Origin of the sequence: Paenibacillus sp. SAF-068 (assembly GCF_051967555.1) — a bacterium.
Taxonomy (GTDB): domain Bacteria; phylum Bacillota; class Bacilli; order Paenibacillales; family Paenibacillaceae; genus Paenibacillus.
Genome location: NZ_JBQCJX010000002.1, coordinates 272,411 through 285,600, shown reverse-complemented (window position 1 = coordinate 285,600; position 13,190 = coordinate 272,411). Strand labels below are relative to the sequence as shown.

The following is a 13,190-nucleotide window of genomic DNA, read 5'->3' as shown; positions in this document are numbered from 1 at the left end:
AGTAATCCATTCAATCCTGAATAACAGAAGGAGTGTGTATGATGCAATTGAAGAACGTATATCTATATGTATTTGATACGATGTCAGACTGGGAGGTAGGTTATTTAACTGCGGAACTGAACTCGGGAAGATATTTTAAGAAAGATATTGAGCCTTTACAGGTTGTAACCGTAGGTGCAGATCAACATCCGGTAACTACCATGGGCGGATTGAACATCCTTCCCCATATTTCGATTGATGAATGTACGTTGAAAGGTAACGACGTCATCATTCTTCCGGGAGGAAATACTTGGATGGAAACCATCCATGATCCCCTATTAAAAAAAGTTACTGACGCTATAGAAAAAGGTACGGTTGTTGCGGCCATTTGTGGTGCCACAGTTAGACTCGCAAAGATGGGGTTACTGGACTCCATACAGCATACAAGCAATGATCTGCAATACCTGAAGATGATATGTCCAGATTATACCGGAGAAGCTTATTATCAAACGGAGCCAGCAGTAACCGATGGAAATGTAGTTACTGCATCTGGAATAGCTCCGTTAGAATTTACGATGCATGTACTGAAGAAGCTGGATGTCTTCACACCAGAAACTTTACAGGCCTGGTACAATCTGAATCGGACTCAAGAGTCCACATACTTCTATGAGTTAATGAACTCTATTGCACCTGAATAACGAGTTTCCCACGCGTATGATGGGATTCACTTTTCTCGTGTGCTTCCCTTAATCCCTGCTGGGTTAACGGGTAGGTTGCATCAATAACCGATTTGAGCTTGCCTTCTGCAGCCAGTTCAGCCAACTGATCCAGTTGATCCCCTTTGGGCTCCATCATGAACACATTGGCCGTTACTCCGGCTTCCTTGGCAAGCTTCTCATCCGGTTGTTCCACCAAGGATACCAGATGCCCGCCGGACTTCAACACCTTGAAGCTGTCGCGCTGAATATCACCACCCATGGTGTCCAGTACAACATCATAACCGGAGAGAATCTCCGAGAAATCTTCTTTTTTATAGTTGATAAAATGATCCACACCCAACGAGCGAAGTAACGCTTCGTTTGATTCACTCGCCGTAGAAGCCACTTCAGCGCCGAGGGACTTCGCAATCTGAATGGCATACGTTCCCACACCACCTGCACCCGCATGGATGAGTACCTTCTGCCCTTTGGCTAAACGTCCATGATCCACAAGGGCCTGCCAGGCGGTCATCGCAGCTAGCGGAATCGCTGCTGCTTCCTCAAAGCTCAAGTTCTCCGGTATACGCGCAATAATATCTGCATCGACGGCAACATATTCTGCATAGGTTCCGAATTGACGTGGACGCGCAAATACCCTATCACCTTCTCTGAACCGCGTGACATTCGAGCCTGCTTCAGCCACAGTCCCCGCAACATCGCCGCCCAGAATTAACGGAAAATTCTCCGCTGCTTCTTTCATATCACCTTGTCTAATTTTGAAATCCACCGGATTGACCGACGTAGCATGCGTTCGGATCAGCACCTGATTGACTCCACATGCCGGCTTGGCTACTTCTTGTTCCTTCAATTGTTCCGGTCCACCAAATTCCTCAATTACAATTGCTTTCATTAGAGATCCCAGCCTTTCCATTGGATTATCATTATGCTCTCTCTCCCTTCATTACCCTTTCCCAGTGGTCACTTGACCTATTCATTCAAATATTCATAGCACTCAAGGGAATCACTATACCGCTCAACAATCGTGATATAATGTCATTTATCGATTATGTTAGACCTAAATCCTATAACTGAACAAGCGAGGTAACGATATGGAAGTTGAAGTACATACATTACATGCATTTTCGGATAAGGCTCTTGGCGGAAACCCCGCAGGTGTTGTTTTACAAACAGCGCATTTGTCTGAATCCCAGATGCAGGAGGTCGCCAGACAAGTCGGATTTTCAGAGACTGCGTTTGTTATGCCATCGGATCAGGCTGATTTCAAAGTGCGTTTCTTCACTCCAAGTGATGAAGTCAATCTCTGCGGGCATGCCACGATTGCTTTATTTTATCTAATGAAGACACAACATCTCGTTGATGTTGGTACATATACACTGGAGACACTGGCTGGAATTCTTAAAGTCGTTATCGAAGTCAATGGAGAAGTCTATCTGTCTCAGACGTTGCCAGAGTTTGGGGAGATCATGGATCGACAGCAGATTGCCGATTCGTTACGTATTTCTACGGAGGATTTGCATGCCGAACTTCCTGTACAGATTGTATCTACCGGCCTGCCCGATATCATGATAGTCGTTAAAGATGTTGATGTTCTGACCAAAATCGATCCTGACCTCCAGCGTATCACGGAAATAAGCAAGGCTCATCATGCCATAGGTTATCACGTGTTTACCCTTGAATCAGATGTTATGGACGTTCTGGCAGAATGCCGTAATTTTGCACCACTTTATGATATACCGGAAGAGAGCGCAACGGGCACATCCAATGGTGCCATGCTCTGTTATTTATCCCAGTACAACCAACTCACAGATCCTCATCATCACACGTACAAGATCAGACAAGGGTATACCATGAACCGCCCCTCCGAAATCCGAGCCCGATTAACGCTGGATAGCTCTAATGAAATCACACAGATTCAGGTTGGCGGTAGCGCAGTTCATATCGAAAACATCAAAATACACCTCCCTTAGTGGGAGGTGTTTTACGTACTGAGGATATGTAAAATATCTTATGCGAAGCAGTGTAGTAGCCTGGCCTGTGGTCATCATTGAATTTGTTGTAAAAATCGTAGTACCGCTACCTCCAACTGGTTCAGTCCTGGCTGCTCTATAGGAAAATGGCCTGCCCCTTCCAAGATCACACATTCCTTGTCCACCACCAGACGATCAAAAAAAGATTGGCTGAACCTGATCGGTGTCATGGGGTCCAGTTCAGGGTGAATCAACAGAACCGGACACTGGTTGAACCGTTCCGGGCTTACCTCCGGTTTTTTATTAAGAAATGTTCTTAATAATTCCAACGGAATACGTGTAGCTGCCGCTTGTGGATCATCCATAATAAGCCGGGTTAAGTCCTTGTTATTAGTAATTAGTTGCATTCGGGATACCTGTTTGACCGAAATACGTACATGATCCAGCAGACCAGGGAACATATCCATCATACGTTTTCCCGCCCGGCTCACCAGACGATTCGGCGCAAGCTGGTCACGCATTTCCGGATTACTCGTGTCTACAAATGTAGTTGCGATCAAACCCTTAATCCGCTTGCTGCGTGCACTGGTATGATAGGCAAGCATCCCTCCGATGCTACTTCCCAATACAACGATTGGCTTGCCGTCTTTTTTGTGTTCCCGTTCGATGAGTGACACAAGTAGCTCTATCCAAAGTTCGTAGTTAATACGTGTACCAGACATTGCGTAACTTAATCCATACGGCGGAAGATCTGGCGATACCACCTCGTATCCATGTCGCTGCAACATGCGGGCATACGGAGCGAGCAACCTGCCATTGCCTCCCGCACCATGAATGAACAGAATTTTGATTGAAGACTCCGGCGCAGGTAAACGATCGATATGCAGATGAACCCCATTTGACTCCCACCATTCTTCCTCAGGAGCTGTATACTCCCCTAGCCTCACTTCTTCCGGGAAAAAGGCTTGATACTGTTTCCAATAGGGATGTGTTGTCTGATATGAAGTCAAACTTTTTTTCATGCGGTTGCTTCTCCTCTTTTCATGTACCCAAAAAAGCCGTACAATGTACGACTTTTCGTTAAGAATACGTCAATGAACATACTTCTTTTTATAACACCTTCGTATATCTGTCAATCCGGAAACTGGACATTGCCCGGTACGATATATCCACCTCCCGAGTAACCCGAACCCGTATAAGTGGCGTAACCCTGATATGTATCGTTCCATGCGGCAGATGCAGGTAGAGCAAATAATACGAGACTGAGCAATATCGTTGTACAGGCCCATTTATACCGTTGAAATCTTAAATGGGTGAAATGGACATCGTAACAAAAGCCGTTGGATCGGTTTCCCATAATAAATAAAAGCGCCACACCGTGGAGTGTTGTCGCTCTCCAAATGGTGTGACGCTTATTAAATATCAGTCAGGATTCCCTGGATATCCCATCACAGCTGTACCGCCTCATCCTGCCTCCCTTCGTTTCACCCGCTTCCTTAGTCGCTCATACTGTGCGTAGATCCGCGGAGATTCTTTCGTCAGGATAGGCCCCAGCACAGCCAAAATTAACACATACAATACGGCAAACGATTGGATGGACGCCATCAGCCCTCCAGCCTTGCCGATGTTCGCCATGATAATGGAGAATTCTCCCCGGGAGACCAGGGTAAAACCCACATTCAACGAGGCCTTAGTACTCATTCCAGCCAATCTGCCAGCGATCATGCCTGCACCATAGTTACTGGCAATCGTCAGAATAACGGCAATAACCGTCATGCCAATTGCGCCGCCAAGTGAAGAAGGCTCGATGGTCAGACCAAAACTGAAGAAGAAAATGGCACCAAAAAAATCTTTGAATGGCATGATCTGATGCTCAATCCGACTGACATGTCTGGATTCGCCCAGCACAAGACCCATCATCAACGCTCCAATGGCTTCCGCTACATGTAATGTCTCCGAGAAACCAGCCACCAGGAAGAGCAGTGTCATGACGGTAAGCAGGAACAACTCTGATGACTTGATATTCAGTGCCTTATCAATATATTTGATGCTTTTCCTCCCAATAATCAGGAACAGCACAATAAACAGCAGGGCGGACAGTGATACCAGCAGTACACTTAAGAATGATGTTGCCCCGCTGAGCACAAGCCCGGTCAGGATGGAGATATGAATCGCGATGAACAAGTCATCAAACATGATCATGCCCATGATAATCTCTGTCTCCGGGTTTGCCGTCCGTTTCAGATCAACAAGCACTTTAGCTACAATGGCTGTAGAAGAGCTGGTCATGATCCCGCAGACAACAAGAGTCTCCTGAAGGGGCAGATTCATGAACCACCCCAACAGTAATCCAGAGACAAAATTTAGCCCTACATAGAACATGCCCCCGGTCAGAATGGCTTTACCAGACTTCAATAAACGGGAGACCGAGAACTCCAGACCCAGGTAAAATAGCAAAAACAAAATGCCAAGCCTGCCCATAAATTCAATAAAGGTCGAACTTTCGATAAAACGCAAATCCACTATGCCGATCTGTGGTGCATGTGGTCCAACAGCCATACCAATCAGGATATAGAAAGGAATGACCGAAAATCGTAATCGTGAAGATATCAGCCCAGTAAGTGTAATCAGCGCAACGGCAATTCCCACTTCAAATATGAGCATATCCATAGGCTAAGTCCGTCCATCAGTCAACAATTGTTTGAGTTGCTTGATCTGATTCCGTTCACCGGCAACCACAATCGTAGCTCCAGCGGTAAAAGCATAATCCGGACCTGGATTAAAATGCTTCTCCTTATCCTTGGTCACAACAGCGAGAATAACAGCGCCCGTAGCCTGACGGATATCCAGTTCACCAATCGTCATGCCTACGCTTGCTGCGTGAGGTTCAATTCGCAACCATTCGATTAACAATCCTTCGAGCATTACTTCACGCTCATCCTGAAACTTCGGCTTGTAGGTCATACCACCAACGATGGCGGCTACCGCTCGGGCTTCATCATCGTCCAAGGTGACAAGAGATACCATATCGCCCATCTCTTCTGGCGTATCTCCTGCCTCCATATGGAACAGGTCACGGCGCTCGTCGTTATGAATCACAATGACCAAATGCTCACCGCTGCGGGTATGCAGCCAGTATTTACGCCCAATCCCTGGTAAGTCTGTCTCTTTAAAGTGCATGATCTGCACCCCCTAAGGCCGACCCGTTTAAGGTTTCGCTCCTGAGCTCAATCCCCGTGATGCGTATTCGCATGGAACCTGATGGTGTATGAACTGACCTGACTTCCCCTTTACTGCCAAGCAATAATTGACTCCCTACTGGAGAGAGGAATGAAATCCGTCCCTCATCGGGGTTCGTATCTTCTGGCATGACAATCATGAACGAATCTGACGTATGAAAATCGATATATTCAAAATCAATATGACTGCCAATCAATACGGCCGAGTCCAGATCTTCATCAGGGCCCAGGAGCAGTTTTTCCACATACTCCGTGTACACTGACAGTTGTTTTTCCAACTGTATCCTTTCCGGATCACGCACGTCGAAATAGGCGTCGAGAAATGTTCTTTTCTCTTCACCGAATGTAAATAGCTGGCTCACCAGCTTCTCTCTGCAATTATGGCGGGAAGTCCTATGGTTCATAGTAGATTTCACCCCCTATACAAGCCTTGTTCTCCATGTTAATGGGCATGTTTCTCTTCATCATCTTGTTGTCCTCCTTCTGATTGTTAAAAGACCCCGGGATACGAGACCTTCTTACCATCTTACCAAAACTAATATTTTAATCCAGTATATTCGTCTAACTTGCTTTTTTATTATCATTTGTGGTCATATCTTCCATTTAATAATCTAATTCTTCACATCATGTGGTAGATCCATAGAACATTTTAATTACTGCATAAAAAACATTTTATGGATTTTCATCTCGTATTTTTATTTGCTTTACTGTATATTTAACTACAAACTTTTATTCAATTTATGCAAATAAGCATCTACAGACTTTAACACAATAAAGGAGTGCATCGAAAAAGTGTCCACGATAACAAAAGAAACTACAGAGTCCGTTCAAGTTACTGCCGCAGAATATGTTCATTCCGTCTATGAGTCGGTTGTCGCCAGAAATCCACACGAAGACGAGTTCCATCAAGCTGTCAAAGAAATTCTGGATTCCCTTATTCCTGTTATTGAAGCACACCCCAAATACAGGAACCATAGTCTGCTGGAGCAGCTGGTCGAGCCCGAACGTGTAATCACATTCCGTGTTCCATGGGTAGATGATCAGGGCAAAGTTCAGGTTAACCGTGGATTCCGGGTGCAATTCAACAGTGCCATTGGTCCTTACAAAGGCGGACTTCGCTTCCACCCTTCTGTATACTCGGGCATCATCAAGTTCCTCGGCTTCGAACAGATCTTCAAAAATGCTTTGACCGGTCTGCCTATTGGCGGTGGTAAAGGCGGTTCTGACTTCGATCCCAAAGGGAAATCGGATCTGGAAGTCATGCGTTTCACGCAAAGCTTCATGACAGAGCTGTACAAATATATCGGCTCGGATACCGATGTACCGGCAGGTGACATTGGTGTAGGCGCAAGGGAAATCGGTTATATGTTCGGTCAATACAAACGTATCCATGGCGGACATGAAGCAGGTGTATTGACGGGTAAAGGTCTGTTGTACGGAGGAAGCTTGGCACGTAAGGAAGCGACTGGGTTCGGGTGTGTGTACTTCGTGAAGGAGATGCTGCAATCCAAAGACCTCAGCTTCCAAGACAGTACTGTCGTTGTCTCTGGCTCTGGTAATGTATCCATATATGCCATTCAGAAGGCCCAGGAGCTTGGAGCCAAAGTCGTGGCATGTAGTGACTCAGGCGGCTACATCCATGATCCACAAGGCATCAATCTGGATACCGTGAAACGTCTGAAAGAGGTGGATCGTCTTCGCATCAGCGAATACATCAAGGAACATCCGCATGCTACATATACCGAAGGCTGTGAAGGAATCTGGTCGATTCCTTGTGATATCGCTCTTCCGTGTGCCACGCAAAATGAGATCGATGAAGAAGCTGCGGCCCTTCTGGTCAAAGGTGGCGTGAAAGCCATTGGCGAAGGCGCAAATATGCCTTCCACCCTCGCTGCCATCGATGTCTTCCACGCTGCTGGCGTACTGTTTGGACCAGCCAAAGCGGCTAATGCTGGCGGTGTAGCCGTGTCTGCTCTTGAAATGTCACAGAACAGCATGCGGTTGTCCTGGTCATTTGAAGAAGTAGACGCCAAGCTGCATGACATCATGAAGAATATCTACAACAGCTGTGTAGAAGCTGCCGAAGAGTATGGCTGTGAAGGTAACCTCGTAGCCGGAGCGAATATCGCCGGTTTCCTCAAGGTAGCTGATTCCATGATCGCTCAAGGTGTCGTTTAATTTGAATACGTGATTCTGCAGGATTAAAGGGCGTTCCCAACTTATTTTGGGTAAACGCCCTTTTTTCCATTGTCTTTAATTGCTCTAATCGCAGGGCAATGGTAAAGTGATACAGACGTAATTCCATCTATTTGTACTCGTATAAGGAAGTGTTTACATTGTCTAACCAACCATTTGCCAGTACTGCAAGTCCTCATCTGAGTGCAGACTGCGAGCAATGTTTTGGCCTGTGCTGTGTTGCCTTGCCCTATGGCAAATCATCTGACTTTGCTTTTGAAAAGGCCAGCGGCACACCCTGTCCCAATCTGCGCACGGACAATCGCTGCGGCATCCATACCCAGCTTCGGCAGAAAGGGTTCAAAGGCTGCACGGTATACGACTGTTTCGGAGCTGGACAGAAGCTGTCTCAAGTGACATACGCGGGCAAGGATTGGCGGGATCATCCAGAATCAGCAAAGGAGATGTTCGATTGTCTGCCTGCCTTGCGCCAACTTCACGAGTTGCTCAGTTATATGAAGGAAATGATGATGAGACCCGAGACATCATCCCTTCACTCGGCATTCGGTGAGTTGTACCAGGAGATCGAGCGTTTGAGCAATCTGGAGCCTGCAGCCCTCCTCCGTCTGGACATCGCCGATTACCGGTCCACTGTGAATCAGCTCTTGGTTCAGGCAAGTGAGATGGTACGTGCGAATGTGCCATCCGCTGCTCATGGACAAGGGAAGTCGAAGAAGAGTAAAAAACGTACCGGAAGTGACTTTTTCGGTGCCAACTTAAAAGGGGCTGACCTGCGGGGCGCAAGCTTCCGAGGGGCTTTAATGATCGCAGCCAACCTCCAAAATGCAGATATACGAAATGCAGATTGGATCGGTGCCGACTTGCGGGATACAGATCTGGGCGGTGCAGACCTGAGAGGTGGCATCTTCCTCACACAATCACAGATTAATGCAGCCAAAGGTAATGTGAATACCAAGTTACCTGATCATCTCAACATTCCCTCGCACTGGGTGTAGCAAAAACAAAAAAAACAGCTCGTCCTGCGTATCCAGGGACGAGCTGTTTGTTATTGAAACGAATTACAGGAAAGAATCAGAATTATAACAAGTCACGGCGAAGATCTTCAGCCGATTTCGGGGACAGGTGACCGAGCGGAATATCAAAGACCGTTTTCGCTCCCTTGTGTCCTTCCACGCTCAAGCGTTGTGCGGCTCTCGCATATGCCACAAGTACGCTCGCTGTAAATTCAGGATTGCTGTCGAGCTTCAGACCGAATTCAATAATTTGCTTTTGACCGGCACCTGTAACCCCACTGCGAATCACAAATCCACCATGCGGCATACCTTCATGCTCGGATTTCAATTCTTCTTCGCTAATGAACGTTACCGTTGTATCGTAATCTGCAAAGTAGTTAGGCATCGATACAATCGTCTCACGAATCTCATCCTGATTGGCGCCATCTTCAGCTACCACATAACATTGACGCAGATGTTTCTCACGTGTAGACAACTCTGGCGTCTCCCCTGCACGAATACGGTTGATAACCTCTTCCACAGGTACAGTATACTGTACACCCGCCTTAACACCCGGAACACGACGAATAGCATCCGAGTGACCTTGGCTTACGCCTTTGCCCCAGAACGTATACTCTTTTCCTTCTGGCAGGATGGACTGTGCAAGCAGACGGTTCATGGAGAACAAGCCTGGGTCCCAACCTGTAGAGATGACACTTACATGACCACCTTGCTCAGCCGCAGCATTTACTTCCTTGTAGAACTCAGGAATCTTCGCATGTGTATCGAAGCTGTCGACCGTATTGAACAACTTGGCGATAGCCGGTGTCTGTTCGGGAAGATCCGTTGCCGAGCCACCACAGAGGATCATAACATCGATCTTGCCTATGTATTGCTCCGCTGCAGAGATATGCTCAAAACGAACTTCTGTGCTTTCAGCGACCATCTGCTCCGGATTACGACGTGTAAACACAGCGATCAGTTCCAGATCCTCGTTCTGGGAAATGGCTTTCTCTACCCCTTTACCCAAGTTACCGTAACCAACAATACCCACTCTAATCATGTTCAATCCTCTCCTGTCTTCTTCTATAGTTGTCTATTACTCTTTTATAATGATATAACATACCATGTAACCTGTCAGGTTTCCAGTTCGAAATTAAAATACCTTGCAGCGGTGCAGCAATAATGCGGCTCCGTATGCAAGGTGTTTTGGCGTTCATTCGTTATATTTGCTTATGATTCTGTCCAGGTCAATGTGAGTTCAATGACGCCTTCCTGTGACGCCAGTGCCCCTCCAATTAAGGACCAGACATCCTGCGTTTCCGGGTCAGTTCCCTGAATAATAATATTTTTGTCATCAATCGTCTGACCTGCATCCGTCAACTTTTTGGCATCGAAGTAATCTTTATACAGCTTGGATACGGTCTTCATATCTTGTTCCGTGGTGAAAATCACCATGGCCGATTGCTTGCCTTCATCTTCAGCGGAATTGGCTAAACGAATGGTTGCATCTTCCGGCAGGGGAAAGTCACTCGGCAAATTCTCTGGCAACTCATTCGTCCCAGCAGCGGCCTCCTCACCGCTATCTGCATCCGATTCGGCTGGCTCAGTTGTACCCTCCGTCTCGGTCACTCCACTTGTTGTTGCTTCGCTCACTCCTTCATTGGTCGCTTGTTCACCAGTTCCGGAGGAAACCTCGGTGTCCACCTTCTCTGCGTCACCTGTCGGTTCATCTGCTGCGCTGCTGCAAGCACTCAAGGCCACCATCATCGCCAGTACTGCACAGGCCAATACATAATTCTTTTTCTTCACCATCCATACCACTCCTTCTTCTTCGTTTTTATGTGCTAATCAAGCTCATATGACTGGATCACAGGCACCGCATGAACGTTATTCTTGACCCATATCACAGATACAGATAATACACTTAAAGACAACAGACAACTGGCTACGAGAATGGACAGGAATCGGGTGATCACTTTAAACTTTTTCATCCAACCCTCCTCCTCATCCTGTTCTTCATGTGTTTGTGGAATCTTGTTACTCATAGGTCACTGGACGTTTTCACTAATTTCATGATTTCGGCAGCAACAATATCCGGCTGACTGTTATGAATGTAATGCTCGGCGTCAGGAACAAGCCGCTGATTTCCTTGTTTTGACCATGAAGCAAATTTTGCTTGATCTGCTTGCCATGCCCGAGTCCCCTCATTTGGTTGATCTGATCCGGCCGTCAGGATTGTCAGAGGAAAAGAAAACTGCTTTTTGTTCTCCAGCACATGTGATGCATTGATCTTGGAGTGACGCATCTCGTTCATTACGTTATCATTGTAAGCATGCTTCAATGTAGAGATGGTTGCGGCTTTTTTCATTGGTGTAGAAACCAACTTCGGGTCAATGACCAGCGTTGCCATCATCCGATCCGAATGAAGCAATGTTCGCGCTACGCCTGTTTTCACCAGGAATCGAGCTGAAGCAAAATACCATTCGGGCGTATCCATCTCCACCGTACTGTAATATTCAGGACTGCCTCCATCGATCATGACCATGCCAGCCACCTCATCGGGGTATTTTTGCGCAAACCGGAGTGTCTCCAGCGAACCCAGAGAGTGACCTACCATGATGTATGGTGGACGTTGCCCGGATGTTCGCAGCAATTGGTGGATCTCTTCCGAGATGGTATCGACATCACGAGGTTCATCCGTATAGTCGCTGTATCCGTAACCAAATCGATCGTATACCGCAATTTTCACCTTGGATTTCAACTTGTCATACAACGGACTGAAATCCACGTACGGATTGGGTGTACCCCAGCCTGAGGCAAAAACCACCGTAACTTCTCCTCTGCCAGCGGTGTAAAGATGCATGTTGCGACCACTCACCTCATAATACTTGCCTGGCGGGGGATAGGACTTCATATCCTGCGTGGATTGATACGCTTCATACGCTGTACCGGCCATCAGCAAAAGTCCTGTGGCAAGCATTATGCCTCCCAGCACCTTTAACCCTCTCCGTAACCCCTTCTTCATTTTCTCTACCCCTTATCCCAAAGGTTCATCTGTATATGTATGCTTCAATCGTACCCAAGAATTAACCCAATTGAAACAATCCGGAGTCCAGTCCTTTCCCCAACCAAAGTCCAGTTTCCATCCCCTACCCATAACGCCAAAAAAACTGCAAATCTCCCATCTAGGAAACTTGCAGTTCATCTATACTTGTATTCTAAAATTCTTACCTCAATCCATCTCACGCCGATCCTTACCTATAGTTGCAATGTAAGACCCACCGGGCAATGATCACTGCCCATCACATGGCAGTCGATATGTGCATCCGCCACCCTGGGTGCCAATTGATTGGATACGAGAAAATAATCAATGCGCCAGCCCACGTTCCGTTCTCTGACTTTCGGCATATAAGACCACCAACTGTACACATCCGTACGGTCCGGATACAGATGCCGGAAGCTGTCCACATACCCGGATGCAAGCAAATCACTCATCTTGCCGCGCTCTTCAAGGGTAAAACCGGAATTGCCCAGATTGGGCTTCGGATTCTTCAGGTCGATCTCCTGATGAGCCACATTCAGGTCACCACAGACGATAACGGGCTTGGTCTGCTCCAGTTGCAGGATATATCCCCGGAATCGGTCCTCCCATTCCAGACGGTAAGGCAACCGGGTCAGATCCCGCTTCGCGTTAGGTGTATAGACGTTCACCAGATAAAACTCATCGTACTCCAGTGTAATCATCCGGCCTTCCGGCTCGCTGTCCTCTTCCATCCCGTAACGAACGGATATCGGCTTGATGCGGCTAAATACAGCCGTACCGGAATAGCCTTTTTTAATCGCATAATTCCAATATTGATAAACGTCTTCCCCCAGGTCCATCTCAATCTGTCCGGCTTGCAATTTGGTCTCCTGAAGGCAGAAAATATCCGCCTGACTCTCCTGATAATAATCCATGAATCCTTTGGTCACACATGCCCTCAAACCATTCACATTCCAGGACACCAGCTTCATATCCTCATCTCCTCACATCTCTCCAATATAGCACGGACGAATTCGAGGGGACAAGGTTCACGACCTGGAAATGAGATGAAG

14 protein-coding genes and 1 pseudogene are annotated in these 13,190 nt (G+C 47.0%); 4 read left to right on the top strand and 11 right to left on the bottom strand.

Annotated elements, in window-relative coordinates; translation table 11 throughout:
* The first annotated feature begins 41 nt into the window (after window positions 1-41).
* Window positions 42-677, top strand: a complete 636-nt coding sequence (locus ACTHPG_RS15275) for a type 1 glutamine amidotransferase family protein (RefSeq protein ID WP_440390820.1) — start codon at window positions 42-44, stop codon at window positions 675-677.
* Here the strand turns inward: ACTHPG_RS15275 and ACTHPG_RS15270 are convergent.
* A complete protein-coding gene (locus tag ACTHPG_RS15270; RefSeq protein ID WP_440390442.1) occupies window positions 661-1,587 on the bottom strand; it encodes an NADP-dependent oxidoreductase in 927 nt (308 codons plus the stop codon). The two genes, ACTHPG_RS15275 and ACTHPG_RS15270, sit on opposite strands and share 17 nt — an antisense overlap.
* 199 nt (window positions 1,588-1,786) lie before the next feature.
* On the opposite strand from ACTHPG_RS15270, the gene ACTHPG_RS15265 reads away from it, so the two are divergent.
* Window positions 1,787-2,665: a PhzF family phenazine biosynthesis protein gene (locus ACTHPG_RS15265; protein WP_440390441.1), complete on the top strand. Its 879-nt coding sequence runs from the start codon at window positions 1,787-1,789 to the stop codon at window positions 2,663-2,665.
* A gap of 74 nt (window positions 2,666-2,739) precedes the next feature.
* On the opposite strand, the gene ACTHPG_RS15260 is transcribed toward ACTHPG_RS15265, so the two are convergent.
* The 5 genes and pseudogenes from ACTHPG_RS15260 to ACTHPG_RS15240 all read right to left on the bottom strand — a co-directional run bounded on the left by ACTHPG_RS15260 (window position 2,740) and on the right by ACTHPG_RS15240 (window position 6,308).
* Complete coding sequence (locus ACTHPG_RS15260) at window positions 2,740-3,687, bottom strand: alpha/beta hydrolase (RefSeq protein WP_440390440.1); 948 nt, start codon at window positions 3,685-3,687, stop codon at window positions 2,740-2,742.
* Window positions 3,688-3,824: 137 nt separating this feature from the next.
* Window positions 3,825-4,022 (bottom strand): annotated as a pseudogene (locus ACTHPG_RS15255) (hypothetical protein); the annotation flags it as partial.
* A 107-nt stretch (window positions 4,023-4,129) separates the two neighbouring features.
* Window positions 4,130-5,335 (bottom strand): cation:proton antiporter, encoded by a 1,206-nt coding sequence (locus ACTHPG_RS15250; RefSeq protein ID WP_440390439.1) that lies wholly within the window; start codon window positions 5,333-5,335, stop codon window positions 4,130-4,132.
* Window positions 5,336-5,338: 3 nt separating this feature from the next.
* The gene (locus ACTHPG_RS15245) at window positions 5,339-5,845 is read right to left on the bottom strand and encodes a cation:proton antiporter regulatory subunit (protein ID WP_440390438.1); all 507 of its coding nucleotides are present in this window, start codon (window positions 5,843-5,845) and stop codon (window positions 5,339-5,341) included.
* Window positions 5,835-6,308 carry a GreA/GreB family elongation factor gene (locus tag ACTHPG_RS15240; protein WP_440390437.1) on the bottom strand — a complete coding sequence of 158 codons (474 nt, stop codon included), beginning with the start codon at window positions 6,306-6,308 and terminating at the stop codon, window positions 5,835-5,837. Before ACTHPG_RS15240 ends, ACTHPG_RS15245 begins: the two co-directional genes overlap by 11 nt.
* A gap of 388 nt (window positions 6,309-6,696) precedes the next feature.
* Here ACTHPG_RS15240 and gdhA point away from each other — a divergent pair, with 388 nt between their 5' ends.
* Complete coding sequence (gdhA, locus tag ACTHPG_RS15235) at window positions 6,697-8,082, top strand: NADP-specific glutamate dehydrogenase (RefSeq protein ID WP_440390436.1); 1,386 nt, start codon at window positions 6,697-6,699, stop codon at window positions 8,080-8,082.
* A 158-nt stretch (window positions 8,083-8,240) separates the two neighbouring features.
* The gene (locus tag ACTHPG_RS15230) at window positions 8,241-9,095 is read left to right on the top strand and encodes a pentapeptide repeat-containing protein (RefSeq protein ID WP_440390435.1); all 855 of its coding nucleotides are present in this window, start codon (window positions 8,241-8,243) and stop codon (window positions 9,093-9,095) included.
* An 82-nt stretch (window positions 9,096-9,177) separates the two neighbouring features.
* Here ACTHPG_RS15230 and ACTHPG_RS15225 read toward each other — a convergent pair whose 3' ends face one another.
* The 5 genes from ACTHPG_RS15225 to ACTHPG_RS15205 all read right to left on the bottom strand — a co-directional run bounded on the left by ACTHPG_RS15225 (window position 9,178) and on the right by ACTHPG_RS15205 (window position 13,109).
* Window positions 9,178-10,155, bottom strand: coding sequence for a diaminopimelate dehydrogenase (locus ACTHPG_RS15225; protein WP_372238418.1), 978 nt, complete (start codon window positions 10,153-10,155; stop codon window positions 9,178-9,180).
* A 170-nt stretch (window positions 10,156-10,325) separates the two neighbouring features.
* Window positions 10,326-10,907, bottom strand: coding sequence for a hypothetical protein (locus ACTHPG_RS15220; RefSeq protein WP_440390434.1), 582 nt, complete (start codon window positions 10,905-10,907; stop codon window positions 10,326-10,328).
* A 32-nt stretch (window positions 10,908-10,939) separates the two neighbouring features.
* The gene (locus tag ACTHPG_RS15215; RefSeq protein WP_440390433.1) at window positions 10,940-11,086 is read right to left on the bottom strand and encodes a hypothetical protein; all 147 of its coding nucleotides are present in this window, start codon (window positions 11,084-11,086) and stop codon (window positions 10,940-10,942) included.
* Between the two features lie 50 nt (window positions 11,087-11,136).
* Entirely contained in the window at window positions 11,137-12,120 is a 984-nt protein-coding gene (locus tag ACTHPG_RS15210; RefSeq protein ID WP_440390432.1) for an alpha/beta fold hydrolase, read from the bottom strand.
* Between the two features lie 233 nt (window positions 12,121-12,353).
* Window positions 12,354-13,109 (bottom strand): exodeoxyribonuclease III, encoded by a 756-nt coding sequence (locus tag ACTHPG_RS15205; RefSeq protein ID WP_440390431.1) that lies wholly within the window; start codon window positions 13,107-13,109, stop codon window positions 12,354-12,356.
* Between the last annotated feature and the right edge of the window lie 81 nt (window positions 13,110-13,190).